The sequence below is a fragment of the Blautia sp. 210820-DFI.6.14 genome (assembly GCF_020558815.1).
In the GTDB taxonomy this organism is placed as follows: Bacteria; Bacillota; Clostridia; order Lachnospirales; family Lachnospiraceae; genus Blautia_A; species Blautia_A obeum.
In genome coordinates, this window is sequence record NZ_JAJCKS010000008.1 from 35,490 (window position 1) to 54,322 (window position 18,833).

The 18,833-nt window shown below is 45.0% G+C and carries 15 protein-coding genes; 5 read left to right on the forward strand and 10 right to left on the reverse strand.

Translation table 11 applies throughout. From position 1 onward, the window contains the following. Window positions 1-74: 74 nt before the first annotated feature. From asd to LI112_RS08315, 3 genes are all read right to left on the reverse strand, one after another. Entirely contained in the window at window positions 75-1,160 is a 1,086-nt protein-coding gene (gene asd / locus LI112_RS08305; protein WP_022389355.1) for an aspartate-semialdehyde dehydrogenase, read from the reverse strand. A 105-nt stretch (window positions 1,161-1,265) separates the two neighbouring features. After that, window positions 1,266-2,645 (reverse strand): argininosuccinate lyase, encoded by a 1,380-nt coding sequence (gene argH / locus LI112_RS08310; RefSeq protein ID WP_044924829.1) that lies wholly within the window; start codon window positions 2,643-2,645, stop codon window positions 1,266-1,268. Between the two features lie 129 nt (window positions 2,646-2,774). Next, window positions 2,775-3,416, reverse strand: coding sequence for an epoxyqueuosine reductase QueH (locus LI112_RS08315; protein WP_022389353.1), 642 nt, complete (start codon window positions 3,414-3,416; stop codon window positions 2,775-2,777). 147 nt (window positions 3,417-3,563) lie between these two features. On the opposite strand from LI112_RS08315, the gene LI112_RS08320 reads away from it, so the two are divergent. Then, window positions 3,564-4,331, forward strand: a complete 768-nt coding sequence (locus tag LI112_RS08320; RefSeq protein ID WP_055065486.1) for an ABC transporter ATP-binding protein — start codon at window positions 3,564-3,566, stop codon at window positions 4,329-4,331. Then, window positions 4,324-5,118: an ABC transporter permease gene (locus LI112_RS08325; RefSeq protein ID WP_055055164.1), complete on the forward strand. Its 795-nt coding sequence runs from the start codon at window positions 4,324-4,326 to the stop codon at window positions 5,116-5,118. Before LI112_RS08320 ends, LI112_RS08325 begins: the two co-directional genes overlap by 8 nt. 103 nt (window positions 5,119-5,221) lie before the next feature. On the opposite strand, the gene LI112_RS08330 is transcribed toward LI112_RS08325, so the two are convergent. From LI112_RS08330 to LI112_RS08345, 4 genes are all read right to left on the reverse strand, one after another. Next, entirely contained in the window at window positions 5,222-6,556 is a 1,335-nt protein-coding gene (locus tag LI112_RS08330) for an alpha-L-fucosidase (protein WP_227190526.1), read from the reverse strand. Window positions 6,557-6,586: 30 nt separating this feature from the next. After that, a complete protein-coding gene (locus LI112_RS08335) occupies window positions 6,587-7,414 on the reverse strand; it encodes a carbohydrate ABC transporter permease (RefSeq protein ID WP_022388996.1) in 828 nt (275 codons plus the stop codon). 11 nt (window positions 7,415-7,425) lie between these two features. Further along, window positions 7,426-8,307 (reverse strand): carbohydrate ABC transporter permease, encoded by an 882-nt coding sequence (locus LI112_RS08340; RefSeq protein ID WP_173907955.1) that lies wholly within the window; start codon window positions 8,305-8,307, stop codon window positions 7,426-7,428. A 125-nt stretch (window positions 8,308-8,432) separates the two neighbouring features. After that, window positions 8,433-9,779, reverse strand: coding sequence for a carbohydrate ABC transporter substrate-binding protein (locus tag LI112_RS08345; protein WP_022388998.1), 1,347 nt, complete (start codon window positions 9,777-9,779; stop codon window positions 8,433-8,435). Between the two features lie 234 nt (window positions 9,780-10,013). On the opposite strand from LI112_RS08345, the gene LI112_RS08350 reads away from it, so the two are divergent. Beyond that, window positions 10,014-11,798 carry a sensor histidine kinase gene (locus tag LI112_RS08350; protein WP_227190527.1) on the forward strand — a complete coding sequence of 595 codons (1,785 nt, stop codon included), beginning with the start codon at window positions 10,014-10,016 and terminating at the stop codon, window positions 11,796-11,798. Between the two features lie 24 nt (window positions 11,799-11,822). Next, window positions 11,823-13,001, forward strand: coding sequence for a response regulator (locus tag LI112_RS08355; protein WP_138343409.1), 1,179 nt, complete (start codon window positions 11,823-11,825; stop codon window positions 12,999-13,001). Window positions 13,002-13,097: 96 nt separating this feature from the next. On the opposite strand, the gene gnpA is transcribed toward LI112_RS08355, so the two are convergent. Then, on the reverse strand, window positions 13,098-15,260 hold the full coding sequence (gnpA, locus tag LI112_RS08360; protein ID WP_005422239.1) for a 1,3-beta-galactosyl-N-acetylhexosamine phosphorylase: 2,163 nt from the start codon (window positions 15,258-15,260) through the stop codon (window positions 13,098-13,100). 192 nt (window positions 15,261-15,452) lie between these two features. On the opposite strand from gnpA, the gene LI112_RS08365 reads away from it, so the two are divergent. Then, window positions 15,453-16,286: an AraC family transcriptional regulator gene (locus tag LI112_RS08365; RefSeq protein ID WP_005422221.1), complete on the forward strand. Its 834-nt coding sequence runs from the start codon at window positions 15,453-15,455 to the stop codon at window positions 16,284-16,286. On the opposite strand, the gene LI112_RS08370 is transcribed toward LI112_RS08365, so the two are convergent. Continuing rightward, entirely contained in the window at window positions 16,274-18,523 is a 2,250-nt protein-coding gene (locus LI112_RS08370) for a glycoside hydrolase N-terminal domain-containing protein (RefSeq protein WP_227190528.1), read from the reverse strand. The genes LI112_RS08365 and LI112_RS08370 overlap by 13 nt on opposite strands. A gap of 64 nt (window positions 18,524-18,587) precedes the next feature. Next, window positions 18,588-18,827, reverse strand: coding sequence for a hypothetical protein (locus LI112_RS08375; RefSeq protein ID WP_044924815.1), 240 nt, complete (start codon window positions 18,825-18,827; stop codon window positions 18,588-18,590). Window positions 18,828-18,833: the final 6 nt, after the last annotated feature.

Here is an 18,833-nt window from a genome sequence, read left to right on the forward strand (position 1 = left end):
CAAAAAAACTGCCCTGGCAGACTTTATTTCCTGTCAGGACAGTTCTGGTTAAATATCATTATTTGAAATGATTTTTATTTCTTTGTAATATAGCCTTTTGCTTTCAGAGTTTCTGCGCAGAGTACAGCACCACCGGCAGCTCCTCTTACGGTATTATGAGAAAGTCCTACAAACTTATAATCATAAACAGTGTCTTCACGGAGACGTCCAACAGATACGCCCATTCCGTGTTCGTAGTTGACATCCTCGCTTACCTGCGGACGGTTGTCTTCTTCCAGATACTGGATGAACTGTTTCGGTGCACTCGGAAGTTCCAGTTCCTGAGGAAGACCTTTGAAGTTTCTCAGAGCTTCGATCAACTGTTCTTTTGTAGGTTTTTTACGGAATTTAACAAATACTGCTGCTGTATGTCCGTTCAGTACCGGAACACGCAGGCACTGGCATGTGATGACTGGTTCTGTTGCCGGTACGATCACTCCGTCTTCAATCTTACCCCACAGTCTCAACGGCTCTTTCTCGCTCTTTTCTTCTTCTCCACCGATATATGGAATGATATTGTGTTCCATTTCCGGCCAGTCTTTAAATGTCTTTCCTGCTCCGGAAATTGCCTGATATGTAGTAGCAACTACTTCATATGGTTCAAATTCTTTCCAGGCAGTAAGTACCGGTGCATAGCTCTGAATGGAGCAGTTTGGTTTAACAGCGATGAATCCCTTAGTAGTACCAAGGCGTTTCTTCTGATACTGGATCACATCAAAATGTTCCGGGTTGATTTCCGGCACTACCATCGGCACATCCGGTGTCCAGCGATGTGCACTGTTGTTGGAAACAACAGGAGTCTCTGTCTTTGCGTATTCTTCTTCGATCGCTTTGATCTCATCTTTGGACATGTCAACTGCGGAAAACACAAAGTCAACAGTAGAAGCAACTTTTTCTACTTCATTAACATTCATAACTACGATATTCTTTACTGCTTCCGGCATTGGAGTATCCATTTTCCATCTGCCGCCAACAGCTTCCTCATATGTCTTTCCAGCGCTTCTCGGGCTTGCTGCCAGAGTAACGACCTCAAACCACGGATGGTTTTCCAGAAGAGAAATAAATCTCTGTCCTACCATACCTGTAGCACCTAAAATACCGACTCTCAGTTTTTCACTCATAACAATCGTTCTCCTCACTCGTTTATTTCACATGTGTCTTTGTACGGCACACATCTGTTTTCTTTGTACATACTATACCACTTTAATCAAAAATGCAAGTGGTTTTTAATTATTTTTCAGATATTCTTTGTTCTCTGCAATGATCTGCTCCATCACTTTCGGTCCCGGAGCACCATATGTCTCACGTTTTTCCACACATGTCTTCATGCTGATTGCCTCATAAATATCCTGTTCAAATACAGGTGAGATTTCTTTGTATTCTTCAAGCGGAAGTTCATCAAGAGAGATTCCCTTATCAATACAGGTCAGTACCAGGCGGCCTACAATACCATGTGCATCACGGAACGGAACTCCGTGATTTACCAGATAGTCTGCAGCATCTGTTGCGTTAGTAAAGCCGTTCTTTGCACTTGCTTCCATGACATCTTTACGGAATTCCATGGTAGAGACCATACCTGTAAACAGGGCAATACAGCCTTTTACGGTATCAATCGCATCAAAGGTCAGTTCTTTATCTTCCTGCATATCTTTGTTATATGCAAGCGGAATACCTTTCATAGTTGTCAGGATAGAAGTCAGTGCACCATAAACACGTCCCGTCTTACCTCTTACAAGCTCTGCGATATCAGGGTTCTTCTTCTGCGGCATAATACTGCTTCCGGTGCTGTATGCGTCATCGATCTCCACAAAACGGTATTCGTTGGAATTCCAGAGAATGATTTCCTCGCAGAAACGGCTCAGATGCATCATGACTGTGGACATGGCAGAAAGTAGTTCGATCACATAATCTCTGTCAGATACGGAATCCATACTGTTTCTCGTCGGTCCGTCAAAGCCCAACAGCTCTGCAGTATAAAATCTGTCCAGCGGATAAGTGGTTCCTGCAAGCGCACCTGCTCCAAGCGGACAGGTATTCATACGTTTACGAATATCAGCCATACGGCTTCTGTCCCTGCGGAACATCTCAAAATATGCCCCTACATGATGTGCCAGTGTAACCGGCTGTGCTTTCTGCAAATGCGTAAATCCAGGCATATATGTGTGCACATTATTCTCCATGATCACCTGAAGAGCTTCCAGAAGTTTCTTCAGTTCTGCATCGATCTCTTCGATCTCATCACGCACATACAATTTCATATCAAGAGCAACCTGGTCATTACGACTTCTTCCTGTATGAAGCTTCTTACCCGGATCTCCGATACGGTCAATCAGATTTGCCTCTACAAAACTGTGAATATCTTCATATTCAGATGTAATCTCCAGTTTTCCGGATTCTACATCTGCAAGAATACTGTCCAGACCGCCAAGGATCTGATCTCTTTCTTCTTCTGTCAGGATGCCCTGCTTGGCCAGCATTCTGACATGAGCTTTACTTCCGCGGATATCCTGTTTATAAAATTTTTGGTCAAATGAAATAGAAGCATTGAAATTGTATACAAGTTTGTCCGTTTCCTTTGTGAAACGTCCTCCCCATAACTGTGCCATAATGTCCTCCTTATTGTACGGTGATTTTGCCACTGCCAGATCTCACCAGAATCCCACAGTGCATAATTTTCTATCAGTTTACCACATTCCAGTGGAAAATCAAAGAGCAGAACTCTCTGAAATTTGTTTTTATTTCAGTTTTTGTTTCAGTTTTTCTTCCTGTTCGCGCTTCGAAAAGACGCAGCCACAGTAATTCTGCCGGTAAAGATCAAACTCGTGAGATAATTCAATCGAACGCTTGTAGCCGTTTTTCTTCTTGAAATCAGATGGAAGATGAGGTACTTTGTAAATTTCTGCCAGTTCTTCGCCAATCTCGTTGATCTTCTCTGCATTTTTCAGAGGACTGATTGAAAGCGTCGTTGTAAAATAATCATAGTTTCCCTCTCTGGCAAGTTTTGCTGCTTCTTCCATTCGGAGGCGGTAGCATTTGAAGCAACGTTCGCCACCCTCCGGAACTTTTTCCATACCTTTCGCCATTTCATAAAATACCTGCGGATCATAGGTGCCTTCTTCGATATGAACCGGATGTGTAAAAGACATTTCCGCTACCAGACGGCGAATCTCTGCGACTCGCTTACGGTATTCTTCCTCCAATGAGATATTGGGATTATAAAAAAATACTGTAATCTCAAAATACTGAGATAAATATTCCAGCACATAACTGCTGCACGGTGCACAGCAGCTGTGAAGAAAAAGCCGTGGAACTTTTCCCTCTTTTGTTATGTTTTCAATGAGCCGGTCAAGCTCTTTCTGATAATTTCGTTTATTCATGGTGATATTCCTCTTGTAAGATTATTGCTGAAATTTCTATATGGATCTTTCTGTGTCAGACTGTTTCCGTGATCCTTTTTCCTATCATAACACAGATGCACTCTCCCGCATATCTTAAAATATAGATTCTCTTTCGAGGTATTTTGTATGAAACCCCTTCTGGAGATCAGAAATGTTTCTCTTTCTTACCATACCGTATCCGGAGAGACGAAAGCTCTTTCAAATATATCGTTTGACCTGATGCCCGGTGAATTTCTTGCCGTTGTCGGTCCATCCGGCTGCGGAAAATCCACGCTCCTGAATCTGATCTGCGGCATGCTCCCAGCAGAAGAAGGCACGATTCTTATGAACGGCATCCCTCCGTCTCCCGGCGATCCACGCATTGGATATATGCTCCAGAAAGACCATCTTCTGGAATGGAGAAGCATCTACCGGAATATCCTCCTCGGTCTTGAGATCCGTAAGGAAAAAACGCCTGAAAAACTTGCATACATCGAAAAAATGCTTGACACCTACGGGCTTGACAAGTTCCGCACCGCCCGTCCTTCGCAGTTATCCGGCGGCATGCGCCAGCGTGCGGCTCTTATCCGCACACTTTCCCTGAAACCGGAACTTTTGCTGCTTGACGAGCCTTTCTCTGCACTGGATTATCAGACACGTCTGAATGTCAGCGATGACATCGGTCGCATCCTCAAAAAAGAACAGAAAACCGCGATCCTTGTTACGCACGATATTTCCGAAGCGATCAGCATGGCAGACCGTGTGATCATCCTTTCTGCCCGTCCTGCCTATGTCGCGCGTATTGTCCCGATCCGACTGTCACTGGATGAAAGGACCCCTCTTGCCGCACGCGGTGCACCGGAATTTAAGTCTTATTTCAATCTTATCTGGAAGGAGCTGAACCAGTATGCCTGACCTTTCTCCTGCACAGAAAAAATATCTGGCCTGTGTCCGGCGTGAAAAATATCTGATCCATGTGTCCAGGATCTTTCTGTTCCTGGGCTTTCTCCTTTTGTGGGAAGTATCTGCCAGACAGGGATGGATCGATTCTTTTATCTTCAGCAGTCCGTCTGAGATCTGGCGAACATTTTTTAAGATGGTACAGGATCAGTCTCTGTTTACACATATCGGGATCACGCTGATGGAAACTCTGGTCAGCTTTGTCTTTACCGTTTTTCTCGGGATCGGCACGGCGGTTCTTCTATGGTGCTGTCCAAAGCTTTCACGGATCCTGGAGCCTTACCTCGTCGTCCTGAACAGTCTGCCAAAATCCGCCCTTGCCCCGCTCCTGATCGTGTGGCTCGGTGCAAATATCCGGACGATCATCGTTGCCGGAATGTCTGTGGCAATCTTTGGCTCAGTCATCAATCTCTACACCGGCTTCCGCGAAGCTGACCCGGAAAAACTGAAACTCATCCGCACCCTCGGCGGCACAAAAAAAGACGAACTGACAAAGATTGTCCTTCCGTCTTCCGTGCCTCTCATCCTGAGTGTGATGAAAGTCAATATTGGATTGTGCCTGGTCGGCGTGATCATCGGTGAATTCATTGGTGCAAGGCAGGGGCTTGGATATCTGATCATCTACGGTTCCCAGACCTTTAAGCTGACATGGGTGCTGATGTCCATCGTAATCCTGTGCGTGATCGCAATGGGGCTGTATGCCATTCTGGATTTCATTGAGAAACGTGCACAGAAATGGTAAAACCAGAAAATAAACCATCCATTTGCAACGCTCCTGGATGGTTTATTTTTGTCTTTATAGAATTTAGGTCATCTGCTTTCTCTTTTGGGGTTGACTCTGTACTTTATTTCTTCCTCGGATATACTCCAACAAAGGAAATCTGTGGCAGAACTCTGTAATCGTTCAGTACGATTCTGATTTCTTTCACGTTTTCTTTAAAAAGTGGGATGATTTTTTTGTACCCGATTACAGTTCCTGTATAGACCTTCTCCCACTCTCCCTGATCTCTTACAAATACTTCAAAAGCCTCTACTCTCTGGCTATTCCGGATTTCTTCTTTTAGTACCAGATACCCGACATCTTCTGCTTCATCCAATGCAAAGACAAGTTCCACCGGTCTGTGGGATTCCTCCAGCAGATTGCGGGAAAAACTTCTCTGCTGCCATTCTCCCAGTTCCCTCAGACGCTCCACATCATTCTCATGCAGAAGCCCGTTCGACATTGGCGGGATATTCAGAAGAAATGTTGCATTTCCACCAACAGACCCCAGATAAATATGGACCAGTTCTTCCAGGCTTTTCACCTGGCCATCCTCTTCCGGATGATAAAACCATCCCGGTCGGATCGAGGTATTTACCTCTGCCGGATACCAGATCAGATCATGTTCGCCCTCAAGAGCGATACGGCTTCCAAGGTCTTCCATATCACTGGTGATCTTCCTCTGGCGAAATTCTTCATCGTCCGACTGCTGACTTCTTTCCTGCACACTTTCTGCCAGAGCTGTCCGCGCAGGAACTACACTCCACTCTGATTTTCTTACATCGCCGGCTTCATTTCCACACCATCGGATGTCCGGTCCGCAGACGCAGATGCAGGCATCTGGCTGATACTTCCGTACACATGCATAATATCTCTCCCAGTCATAAACCTGCTTCTTTCCATTCGGACCTTCCCCACAGGCCCCGTCCAGCCAGACACTGAATATCTCCCCATACCCGGTCAGCAGTTCTGTCAACTGTGCGATATAATAATCGTCATATTCCTTCCCTCTTCCATAACATGGCTGATTCCGGTCCCACGGAGAAAGATAGATTCCAAACTTCAAGCCATAACGGCGGCAGGCATCCGAAACTTCCCGTACTACATCCCCCGCTCCATCCTTCCATGGACTCGAAGCGACACTATGCTGCGTATATTTCGTCGGCCACAGACAAAATCCGTCATGATGCTTGCAGGTAAGGATCACGCCTTTCATTCCTGCCGCTTTCACCGCCGATACCCATTGCCCGGCGTCAAATTCCTGCGGATCAAAAACCCCGGGACCTTCCGTACCGTCTCCCCATTCCCGGTTCGTATACGTATTCATCCCAAAGTGAAAAAATGCATAAAATTCCGTTTCCTGATACTTAAGCTGACGCTTCGACGGAACAATCTTAATCAATTCCTGATCTGTCGGCATATCTCTTCTCCTTCTTCAAAAAAATCCAATTCACCCTTTCAGGCCGCCTGCCCCGATTCCCTGCAGCAGATATCTCTGTCCGATCAGATAAATGATCATGGTCGGGATCATAATGATCACAAGTCCCGCAAACAGTGCACCCCAGTCTGTCGCATACTTCTGTATCTCAAACAGATTTGCCATTCCGATCGGAAGGGTCTTTTTGGCATCATCGGTCAGAAGGACCAGTGCCAGCGGATATTCGTTCCAGAATCCCATTGCGCTCAACATTGTGATCGTTGCAATTCCCGGTTTTGCAAGCGGAACCATAACTTTCAGAAGAAGCTGAAGGTTTGTGGCACCATCGATCCGGGCAGATTCTTCATAGTCTTTTGGCACAGCAGACATAAAGCCCTGCAGAGTAAAAATGCAGAACGGGAACTGCATGACCGCATAGACCAGACAGAGTACCGGCAGATTATTCAGCCCATTGATTGCCTGCAATTCCAGGAAAAGCGGGATCATGATATACGTTGCCTGGAGGAAAATACATGCCATATAGATTGTGGAGATCAGTTTGCTTCCGGCAAAGCGGTATCTTGCCAGTACGTAAGAAATCGGTATGACAAACAGCAGAAGCAATGCCGTAGACAATACCGTTACAAACACAGAATTTCCAAAATACGCTGCAATATTTGCCTTCTGCCATGCAGCGACAAAATTATCCAGATTCAGTGATACCGGCAGTGCATAAGGATCTGTCAGATACTCCGCATTTGTCTTAAACGCAGACATCAGGTTCCAGAAAAGCGGATAAAGAAAAATAATTGTAAACAGAATCATCAGGATCCTGATACACCAGGTTCTTACAGTTTTCATCAGTCTCCCTCCTATTCTTTCTCAGCTGACAGTTTTCGTGAGATCAGCGCAAGCACGATTGCAAGCAGAAGCGTAAACATGGCGATTGCCATCGCATAGCCAAAGTTTGCATTTCGCATGCCCTGCGTGTACATATACTGCAAAAGGACACTGGAAGCACCGTTCGGTCCTCCTCCCGTCATGACATTAGACAGAGTAAAACTCAGATTGATCGTTCCGGACAGAGAAAGGATATAGGTCGTTCCGATGGATCTGCGAAGAAGCGGGATCGTGATCCTGAAAAACTTCTGGACTCCGGTCGCTCCATCGATCGAGGCCGCTTCATAAATTTCCTGAGAGATCCCGTCAATCGAAGCCACATGCATTACCATATAATAACCGATCGCCTGCCACACCAGTGCGGCACCGATACACCAGAGAGCTGTTTTTCCCTCTCCGAGCCAGGCATGTTTCCAGGAAGACAGGTTAAACAGATCCAGCATATGATTGAGGATTCCTCTTGTCGGATTAAACACAAAAGACCATACAATCCCGACAACCGTCATGGATACAACACTCGGAAAAAAGAATACGGTACGATAAAAAGATTTCTCCCGAAGTTCTCCCTGTGTAAGGATGAAAGCAAATATCAGGCTCAGAAAAATCGTCAGAGCCGGAATCACAAGCATCAGTTTAAACGTATTAAAAAGCGCCTGCACAAAGTCCTTGTCTTTGAACATATAAATATAATTATCCAGAAATACAAACTTACTGTTGAATCCAACACTGAGTGCTGTGGAACTGGTAAATGACAGATAGATGGCATTCAGCATCGGTACGATCATAAAAACAATCGTAAGAATCAACGCGGGAAGCGTACACAAAGCTATAAATAATTTTGGCTTTTTTACCACGTCTGGTCACTCCTTTTTTCAGATTTCAAATCATTTTGGGGTAAAAAAAGGCTGCCGCATACCTTGTGCAGCAGCCTTTTCGCTTAATCGGACAACATTCATTCTGTAAATAACAAAAAAGATATTTATTTGGCAGCTTCCTGGTCTGCACGAACCTGTGCAAAAGCGTCCTCTACATTCTGTGCCCACTCTTCTACTGTCATTTCATCGTTCATAACAGAAGTGATCGGGTTAAAAATCTCATCTTTTGGATTGATCTTGCAGTCAGCCGGAACTGCTGAGAAGCTCATGATCAGAGAAGAGGCATTTGCTTCGTCATAGATTCCGTACATGTTGTAGATTGCTGTAGAAAGTTTGTCTTTTGCCACTTCACGGGCACTCTTTGTTGCGTAAAGGGCACCGGAAGCTTCTGCAAATGCAGATACAGATTCATCGCTGTACAGGAAACGGAGGAATTCTTTTGCGAGTTCCTGATTCTTTGCAGCTGCCGGAATAGAGAACTGCTCGCAGCTGTCGAATACATAGTGAACATCATCTGCATTCTCTGTCGGGATCGGAGCCATGGCAAACTCAAATCCGTCTTCTCTCGGAGCATCCTGCATCTCATTTTCCATCCAGGTTCCATTTGTGATAAAAGCAGCTTTTCCAAGCATCATCTCTGTCTGGGATTCTGTATGGTTCATACCTACTGTACCTTCCAGAAGATATCCCTTATCTGCAATCTCTTTGATATGAGTGAGGGCTTTCAGCACGCCTTCATTATTAAAGGAGCCTTCTTCATAATTTGCGATCTTTGTGAGAGCTTCTTCACCACACTCATTTGCAATTGCCGGCCAGAGCATTTCTTCCATATATCCCGGATAGATTCCCTGATAAGTAAAGAGGGAACGTCCGTCGATATCTTTGACTGTATCACCAAGTGCAAAGAACTCATCCCAGGTCTTCGGAACTTCCAGATTGTTTTCGTCGAAGAATGTCTTATTGTAGATCAGGCCCTGTGGACCGCTGTTGAACGGTGCGAGATAGATATCGCCATCTCCATATGGTGCACACTTGCTGCTTGCAAGGATTCCATCTGTGATATCATCACGGAGTGTACCGGTTCCTGCATAGTTTTCGCCATCAAAAACATCGTTCAGGTTCAGAAGTGCATGTTCTTTGATCAGAGAAAGGATCACGCCGTCCTCACCGCCATCATTCAGGCAGATAAAATCCGGTACATTTCCGGCAACGATCTGTGGACGAATGATATCACCGATGGTAGGGCTGATGGTCATGTTTACTTTCACGCCCTCATGACTTTCCTCAAAGAGTTCTACCATCTGATTCCAGTAAGCATCTCCGTATCCACCCTGGAAGATTGCGATGTTCAGTTCCTGTTCTTCCGCGTCTGCAAATGCAGTGAGTGGTGAGAGTACGCTAGCTGCGCTCATCGCAAGGATCATAGCAGAAGCTGCAAATCTTTTCTTCATATGTTTGTTTCCTCCTTCGTTCTGGCTTTTTTACGTTCGCCTTATGATGACAGTATACGGCAAAATATTTTTGTAGTAAATTAACAAAACAGCCCTGCTTATGGAACTTTTTCTTGTAAAAATTATATGATATAGATTTTCTTGTGATAAATATGTACAATCTTTTTCTATTTGTGTTTTGGATGGATTATCCTGACTTTTTTTAGTATAATGGATAAAAAGGCGGGGAGAAAAATGAATAAAAAACAACGTTATCAGGGATTTCGTAAATTCAGTATCAAAACAAGGCTTGTCATCGCTCTTTTGCTGATATCCATTATACCATTGGCAGGAATCAGTGGCTATTCCTTTCATATCTTTTCCGTAGCACTCCGGGAAAAACTTTCTGCTTCCATTTCTCAGACTTTATCGATGATCAATCTGAATATGGTAAGTGAGATTGAAAAATATCAGTATCTGTGTGGCTCTATCTGCATCAGCGAAGAGATCAAGGACGGGCTTCTGAACAAAGATATGTCAGATATTGAGAAAAATCAGGCGATCAATGAGATCCAACATATGGTTCGCACCAAGATCATCTATCCGGCACAGGCCAAAAATATCACCGTATATGATACCGACGGAAATATTTTTTATGATCTTGGCTATGACGGTTTCTATCAGAATGATGTAGACATGCTCCTCGACCGGCTGCGCCTGGAAAATCAGGATGTATGGGCGTATGTACACACCTACCGTGACAGAGACATTCTGGTCCTTGGAAGAAGGATCTATGAACAGTACAGCGAAAGCCGCGTGATCGGTTACACCCTGATTTCCATCGATGAGAAGATTTTTTCCAAGACAGTCCTCGAACCGGTGGGACTGGCAGATTCTTCTAATATTATGTATATGAACATGGACGGTACTGTTCTTTCCTCCTGGGACAGAGATATCGCACTCGGTGAAAAAGTTGACAGCGAATTTCTCAAAAATATCCAGCAGAAGCTTCCTTCCAGGACTGATTCCTTCAGCATCCACAAAGATGGCGAAGAACAGCTGGTCACTTATATTTTCAATAAAAATCTCAATCAGCTTTTTGTGTACACTATGCCTTATCATTATATCAATTCCGAAGTTTATACCATGCTTCGCCGGATTCTGATCGTGGCAGTGATCCTGGTCCTCATGTGCATCGGGATCGTCGCAATGGTATATCCGGGAATCACCTCCCCGATCAGAAGCATGCTGGATTTCTGTAAAGAATTATCCCACGGAAACCTGAATATCCGTATTCAGGATAACCACAAAGATGAACTTTCGGACCTGTCCGGCAGCATGAACCACATGGCAGATACCATCCAGAATCTTCTCGAACAGCAAAAAGAACAGGAAAAGAAAAAAAGAGAGCTGGAACTTCAGATGCTCCAGTATCAACTCAATCCTCATTTTCTTTTTAACACCTTAAACAGTCTGCGCTTTGTGGCAGCCATGCACAATGACCAGATCGTCAGTGACGGAATCCAGGCGCTCAGCAGTCTTCTTCAGAATACGCTCACGAATAAGAACGAATATATCACCGTGCAGGAAGAGCTGGAAAATCTGGAAAATTATTTTGCCATCCTCCGCATCCGATATGCAGGAAGTTTCGAATATTCTTTCCACATTGAGGATGACGAACTGCTCTCCTGCCTCGTTCCCAAACTGATCCTGCAGCCGCTCGCGGAAAATTCCGTGATGCATGGTTCTTCCGATGATGGTTCTGTCATGAAGATCCATATTACCTGTTGGGAAGAAGACGGACATATGATCCTGGAACTTCAGGATAACGGAAAAGGATTCGAGATGACTCAGACTGATCTGAACCCGCACAAAGACCGCAAAAAAATCGGCGTAGCAAATGTAAATGATCGTATCCATCTGAACTTTGGCCGGAAATACGGGCTGAAGATCAACAGTCACCCGGGCGAGGGTACCACCTGCACCCTGACACTGCCAGAGCTTTATGCCGATACCCTGTCACAACATCCAGAAGAATAAACAAGTACCTCAGAAAGGACCCAAATGTACAGTATACTTATTATAGATGATGAACCCATTGTAAAAATTGCTCTCCGCTCGATCCTCCCCTGGGAAGAACACGGTTTTTCCATCTGCGGAACTGCTTCGAATGGTCTGGAAGCCATGCCTCTCATCGAGAAGCATCAGCCGGATGTGATCATCACTGACCTCAAAATGCCGGAAATGGACGGGCTGGAACTAATCCGTACCCTGAAAGAAAAAAATTATCCCGGAGAGATCCTCGTACTCAGCAATTATGAAGATTTTGATTCTGTGCGGAGCGCACTTCTTCTGGGCGCGGCAGACTATCTGTTAAAGATCAAGATCAGTCCGGACACCCTTCTCGCCTGCCTGAACAAAACGACCGAAAAGCTGCATGAAAAAGCTGACAGGAAAATTTCTGTTCCAGCGGAAACCGTATCCGAAAACAGGACCCGCCTGCTCCTCTCCTTTTTTGAGGGAGAATCTTCCCTTTCCTCTTTTACGATCCAAAACGCCGGCACAGACCTGCGCTTTATGCAGGAACCATGCGCCGTCTGCTATGTGACCTTTGAAAAATTCCTGTCCAATGAAGCTTTTTCTATCTCGGGAAAACTTCTGTGTGATATGATTCTGGACGCAGTACAGGGTGTACTGCAGCCATATATCCTTGTACTGAACGACTACAGTGCACTGGTAGTCTTTTCCCAGAAAGAACTGGATGCAGGCCAGATGAAAGTCGCTCAGCTCGTAAAAAAGCTGTACAACCGTTTCACCATGTACCAGTCCTTCGCCCCGGATATGCCATATCAGGAAAATCTTCCGGACTATGAGGAAGCCAGAAATACCTATCAGACCTTTACCATAAATGAAGGACATTATACAGACGATATTGCCAAAACCCTCGCATATATCGAAGAAAATTACATGCACCGGCTCACGCTGTCCTCCATTTCCGCAAATGTCAGCTTAAGTTCCAGCTATCTGTGCCGTGTTTTTAAATCAGAAGTCGGAACAAGCATCACCAGTTATCTGAACAACCTCCGAATACGAAAAGCCGCCACCATGATCAAAGACAATCGACTTTCTCTCAAAGAGATCTCCACAATGGTAGGAATTGATGACCAGCTCTATTTCAGCAGACTGTTTAAAAAATGTATGGGAATTTCCCCTTCGGAATACGGGAAACGATTTCATCAGTAAATCTCAAAAAGGTATGAAACCACAGATTTAGCTTCTATGATCTCATACCTTTTTTCTTATCACATCATTCTTCTATTTCTTAGATATTTTCGCTTCTCAGATCTGATACCACTTGATCTCATTTGCTTCCATGTGAAGTTCGAAGCAGCTTCCATCGCCTTTGTATACAACAGTATCCTGCGGCTCGTAGGTGTTGTTTACGACACAGTATTTGCCGTTCTTTACATAGGCGTGGACTTCTACATTGTAATTTGTGGAATACCAGCAGTTCAGTTCTTCCTCTGCAGATGCGGACCAGAGGACTGCACGGTAGAGGACACGGCTGTTCTTGAAGCTGTACGGAAGTCCGCTGATATAGACACCACGGCCTTTTCCGAAGTTCTTCACTGCCATCTGCACTTCCTGGTCTTTCTGGATCAGAATCTCAGTTCCGTCAAGTGCATAAATATTTTTCTTTCCTTCACCGAAATCAACGTCTCCGTCACTGTCTGACAGGATAAAGTGATCTCTATGTTCTTCCCAGTTGTATTTGTCTTTGTTCAGGTTGAAGCCATTTTCTTCTTCTACTCCAAGTACATCGTCAAGCTGGAAATAATGTCCCTGCCACTGATGGGCTGCCGGTTCGCCGACTCCGATGAAGCCGCCGCCATTGTAGACAAATTCTTTTACTGCAGTGATGATCGTTTCGTTTACCCAGTACTCGCCACCGCTTTGTGCAGTATCTGCATCGCCTACGTTGATCACAACATCAAAGTTTTTCAGCAGATCCTTATTTTCCAGGATATCATCAAAGCTGATGAAGGAAACATCAAACGGTGCGCCGCTCAAAGCCTCGATGATCCCGAAATAAGAATAATTCTGTTTGTAATAAATTGCGTGATGTACCATGTGGTTGCCCCAGGAGCGCATTTTACCCCAGCAGTTCAGGACCGCTACACGCTTCACACAGTATGGGGTCACACCCTGGATGTTATCATAGAGTGTACGGAATTCCTGGCATACCTCTTTGATATACTGTACAAAATCCGGGAATTCCAGGGCAAGTTTCAGGTATCCGCCGTAACCGATTCTCTGGATCGGGCTTCGAAGGATTGCACGCCTTGCTGTTACCCAGTTTACTTTGGCTTCCTTGACCGGATCGCCGCCCTCATGGAAGGTATCCGGGAAAAAGTACGGAAGGAAACGTCCTTCTGTATATTTTACATTCTTGATATCGCTGAACAGGCGCAAGGTCGCACCGTTTCCGACACTTCCAACGACAGCATCCAGTCCGATTGAAGCAAACTCGTCCATAAACGGCTCCATACCGATCCAGTGATCGCCCATGAACATCATAGCTTCTTTGCCGCATTCATGGACAATGTCTACCATCTCTTTGGCAAGCTTCGCAACTTCTCTTCTCTGGAAAGCCTGAAAGTCCTTGAATTCTTTGGATGGAATACGGTATGTATTATTCATGTAACCCTGATCGATAATATATTCCGGGCGGAACGCATATCCCACTTCTTTTTCGAATTGTTCAAGGATATACGGACTGACAGATGCGGAGTAACCGAACCAGTCTACATATTTTTCTCTCGCAAACTCATCAAAGATCAGGGTAAACTGATGGAAAAATGTCGTAAAACGTACTACATCCACATATTGATGCGTATCAAGGAAACGACGGAGACGCTCCAGGGAATGTGCTCTTGTCTTCGGCTGACGCACATCAAAAGTGATCTGCGGCTCTACGTCCTTCCAGTCATTTACGACAGCATTATACATATGAACCGGGTCCCACATGATATATGCCAGAAAGCTGACCGTATATTCATGAAAAAGTTTCGCCGGTGCGATCACGACATTTCCACTCTCTTCGTCATAAGACCACCGATCTGTCGGAACGACTTCGCCTGTGGTACGGTCAATGACTTCCCACCATCTGGTGATATCATCACGGGTATTTACTTTCAACATGTCCGGGTAGAGATGATCCATAAGGTTGATCTCAAGTTTCTCCTCCGTTGCTGTATGGAAAGAACTCATGATGTACATCTGCTGGATCTCATCCGGGTTTGCCTTTGCCCATGCATTATCTTTTCTTGTTGTATAATAAGTAGCGTAGATCTTTGCACCTGTGTCTTTGAGTTCTGCCGGGAATTCTGTTCCATCGCAGTCACGAATCGCATCTGCGCCCCATTCCTCTACGATATCCAGTGTTTCTTTTACCACATCCAGGTTTGTCGGGATCGTAACTCTGCCTTTGTTCTGACTCATAGGTGTACCTCCGTTTTATATTTATGGATTTCTTTTATCATCTGTTTTTGTTTTATTTCAGATACTATCAGAATACGTTGTTTTTGTCTGTTTTTCAACGTTGTTCTTGCTATACTTTTTAGAAATCTTGCGGTATTTTATCTTTTGTGCTATCCTGACAGTTGAAAAACTTTTCGGTCCTGGGAGGTACATATGAGCACACAGTTTTTTTCTTTTTCAGATGATACGCCTTTTTCAACAGAAGCAGTCCTGGTGAACGCCTCTTCTTCTCATTATGAGGAAGACTGGCCCAGCATCCCACATACCCATGCCTTCACGGAACTCTTTTACGTCAGTGAGGGAAGTGGAGAATTCCTGATTGAAAACCAGCATTTTTCTATTAAAAAAGACGACCTGATCATCGTCAACCCTCATATTCAGCACACGGAAATTTCCTTAAGTGCCTCGCCACTTTCTTATTATACGGTCGGTGTGGACGGGATCAGTTTTTCCTTTCATGACCAGAAGGAATTCCAGATCTTTCACTACCACCAGAAGCACGCCGACCTTTTATTTTATTTTCATTCTCTTTTTCAGGAACTGGATGAAAAAAATGATGGTTATGAAGAGATCTGCAAACACACGCTGGCCATTCTGATCTCTCAGCTCCGTCGTTTTGCTGTCTCTGATTTTCAGTTGTTTCCATCCTTTCATCCAAGCAAAGAATGCGCCCTTGTCAAGCGATATCTGGATTCCCACTACAGCGATGACATCAATCTGGAACAGCTTGCCAGCTTAAGCCATCTGAATAAATATTATCTGAGTCACGAATTCACGCGCTACTACGGAATCTCTCCGATCAGCTATCTGACCCACCGCCGGATCGAAGTATGCAAAAATCTCCTGGAGAATACAGACCATGAAATCTCGGATATCGCTCATCTTGCCGGATTTTCCTCGCAGAGTTATCTGGCTCAGAGTTTCCGGAAATACTGTGGCATGACTGCCGGAGAGTACCGCCGCAGCAAAAAAAATCAAACGATATGACAGATGGTATCTGCTTTCAGCATTATTTTCTTCTCAATTCCGTTGTACAAAAGTATGCGTACCATATCTGTCTGTGATTGCAGACTGCATTCTGTAATGCATCTGTCTTTCCATGCAAAGTCAATGGTAATGCCGCCCGGTGCCCTAAGGCCGCTTATCTTTCCATCCTTCCATTCCTCCGGAAGCGCCGGAAGAAAGAAGATCCTGTCATCCTGATACTGTACCAGCATTTCCAGCACAGCAGCCGCAAACCCGAAATTCCCGTCGATCTGAAATGGCGGATGTGCACAGAGCATATTCGGGTAGGTCCCGCCGCCAACCAGACTGCAGTTTTCTTCTTTTGTAACGTGAAGCTGATTTTTCAAGAGCTTCAACGCACGCTCTCCATCTCCGAGCCGCGCCCAGAGACACGCCTTCCATGCCATGCACCAGCCGGTTCCCTCGTTCCCTCTTCTGTCCAGAGCTACGCGGCAGGCAGCCAGAAGTTCTTTATCTTCTCTGTGGATCAGATTTCCTGGATAAAGGCCGTATAGCTGTGAAACATGTCTGTGGTGCATATCCACCTCAGGATAGTCCAGGTACCACTCCTGAAGCTGTCCTTCTTTCCCGATCTTAAATGGCAGCAGTTTTTTGAGTGCAGCTTTTACTTCATCCATAAGGTCGGTGATATCAAGGATCTCGCAGGCTTTCAGATAATTTCCAAACAATTCCTTCAGAATACTGCAATCCATTGTCGAACCAAAGGTCACACTATGGACACTGTGATCCGAGGCTGTAAATGTATTTTCCGGCGACGTGGATGGAGCTGTGACGAGGTATCCGTCATAAGGCACCAGATATCCCAGATAAAATTCCACTGCTCCCCGGATAAGCGGAAAGGCTTTTTTTCTCAAAAACTCTCTGTCCAGTGTATAACGGTAATGCTCCCACAGATGACTGCAGAGCCACCCGGAGCTCATCGGCCACATAGAGTAGGTACAGGGATTTTCATCCTGCCCGAAATATCCGACCGGGCTGGAATGTCCCCAGATATCCACATTATGATGGCTCACCCATCCATCCAGATGATAGACTTCTTTTGCTGTCTTTTTTCCATGCGAGGCAGTCCGTTCGATCAGATCGAACAGCGACTCATGGCAGTCGCTTAAATTCGCCTTCTCTGCCATCCAATAATTCATTTCTGTATTGATATTTACCGTATAGTTGCTGCTCCACGGAGCTCTCAAGTTATGGTTCCAGATTCCCTGCAGGTTTGCACACTGTGTACCAGGTTTAGAGGAAGAGATCATAAGATAACGGGCATAGTGAAACATTTTTGTTATAAGATCATTCTGTATGCCAGGATTCAACGTAAGATCCATCCGGTCAAAATATGCTGCATATTCCTTCTTGTGAGCTTCCTTTAATTGTGGATATGAAAGGTCACAGATCTGTTCCAGCATCTGTTTCTTTCTGGATAAGTAGGAGTCCTGTGCCTGAAAATCCGTTATCCCGGACAGATAAATATACACATCACCATCTGCAGTTACAAGAAGCGTGTTGTCTTTTTGGCGGATACAGCCTTTCGGTGCCTGCACGGAAATACCGATTGCAAACCGTGTTCCTTTTCCTTCTTCATAGACGATCGGCTGCTCACAGGAATAATACAACGGTGCCGCATAGACCGGAGCCTGTCCCTCAAGCACAAGTTCACTTGTCCCATAACCAGAACAGACATGTCTTATCTGGCTGTCCAGAGAAATACGCAGTTCCAGACTGCTGCCTGCATCTGCTCTATAATGAAGTGCCATGACCGGTTCTGACATACTTACAAAAAATTCTCTTAGATATCCCTGTCCGTCCTGACGATATACAACCTGTTCCAGCGCATCTTTAATCGAAAGCTGTCTCTGGTATGATCCATGCTCTTTTAATTCAGGTATATTTGCATCAATATGCAGATTTCCTGCCGGAAGGTAGCTCTCTGTCCAATCACCAAGGATGTTTTCTTTACAATAGGCTTCCGCTTCTTCATACTCTCCGTCAAAGATCTTCTGGCGCAAAAAATCCCAGTCCACATCTGTATTTTTGTTTTCTTTGCTTCTTCCGGTTCCAGACCAGAGTGTATCCAGATTCAGCTCGATCTTTTCCTCTCGAAGCCGTCCATATGACATCGCTCCCATAGAGCCGTTCCCCAGAGGAAGTGCCTCATTCCATGCTTCTGCCGGTCTGTCAAAAGCCAGTGTTAAATAATCCATTCCATTTTCCCTCATTGAATCAGATTTATCTCTGAACGTATTTTCAGTTCCATCGTTTTCACAATCAGCTCATTTCAAAAGCTTTTCCCTTCAGAGGCAGTCCTGCCACTTCTGCCAGCCGGTCAATTCTTCCATTGTCCAGCCGAATTCCGAATGGCACACCAAAATGTGTGATTTTCAGATAGCCATCCTCTTCCTTCAATTCCGGAAGCCGATTCATCAATTCCTTTTTTTCCATCTGCAGGAATTTCTCTGCCCACTCATCACAGAGTTTGATATAATTGGATGTTCTTTCCTCTGCCACAGTACA

Excerpts from the sequence above, each read along its gene's own strand:
- LI112_RS08350 (WP_227190527.1), top strand. The coding sequence starts at position 10,014 with ATGAATAAAAAACAACGTTATCAGGGATTTCGTAAATTCAGTATCAAA.
- LI112_RS08355 (WP_138343409.1), top strand. The coding sequence starts at position 11,823 with ATGTACAGTATACTTATTATAGATGATGAACCCATTGTAAAAATTGCT.
- LI112_RS08335 (WP_022388996.1), bottom strand. The coding sequence starts at position 7,414 with ATGAAAACTGTAAGAACCTGGTGTATCAGGATCCTGATGATTCTGTTT.
- LI112_RS08330 (WP_227190526.1), bottom strand. The coding sequence starts at position 6,556 with ATGCCGACAGATCAGGAATTGATTAAGATTGTTCCGTCGAAGCGTCAG.
- LI112_RS08370 (WP_227190528.1), bottom strand. The coding sequence starts at position 18,523 with ATGGATTATTTAACACTGGCTTTTGACAGACCGGCAGAAGCATGGAAT.
- gnpA (WP_005422239.1), bottom strand. The coding sequence starts at position 15,260 with ATGAGTCAGAACAAAGGCAGAGTTACGATCCCGACAAACCTGGATGTG.
- argH (WP_044924829.1), bottom strand. The coding sequence starts at position 2,645 with ATGGCACAGTTATGGGGAGGACGTTTCACAAAGGAAACGGACAAACTT.
- LI112_RS08345 (WP_022388998.1), bottom strand. The coding sequence starts at position 9,779 with ATGAAGAAAAGATTTGCAGCTTCTGCTATGATCCTTGCGATGAGCGCA.
- LI112_RS08315 (WP_022389353.1), bottom strand. The coding sequence starts at position 3,416 with ATGAATAAACGAAATTATCAGAAAGAGCTTGACCGGCTCATTGAAAAC.
- LI112_RS08325 (WP_055055164.1), top strand. The coding sequence starts at position 4,324 with ATGCCTGACCTTTCTCCTGCACAGAAAAAATATCTGGCCTGTGTCCGG.
- asd (WP_022389355.1), bottom strand. The coding sequence starts at position 1,160 with ATGAGTGAAAAACTGAGAGTCGGTATTTTAGGTGCTACAGGTATGGTA.
- LI112_RS08320 (WP_055065486.1), top strand. The coding sequence starts at position 3,564 with ATGAAACCCCTTCTGGAGATCAGAAATGTTTCTCTTTCTTACCATACC.
- LI112_RS08365 (WP_005422221.1), top strand. The coding sequence starts at position 15,453 with ATGAGCACACAGTTTTTTTCTTTTTCAGATGATACGCCTTTTTCAACA.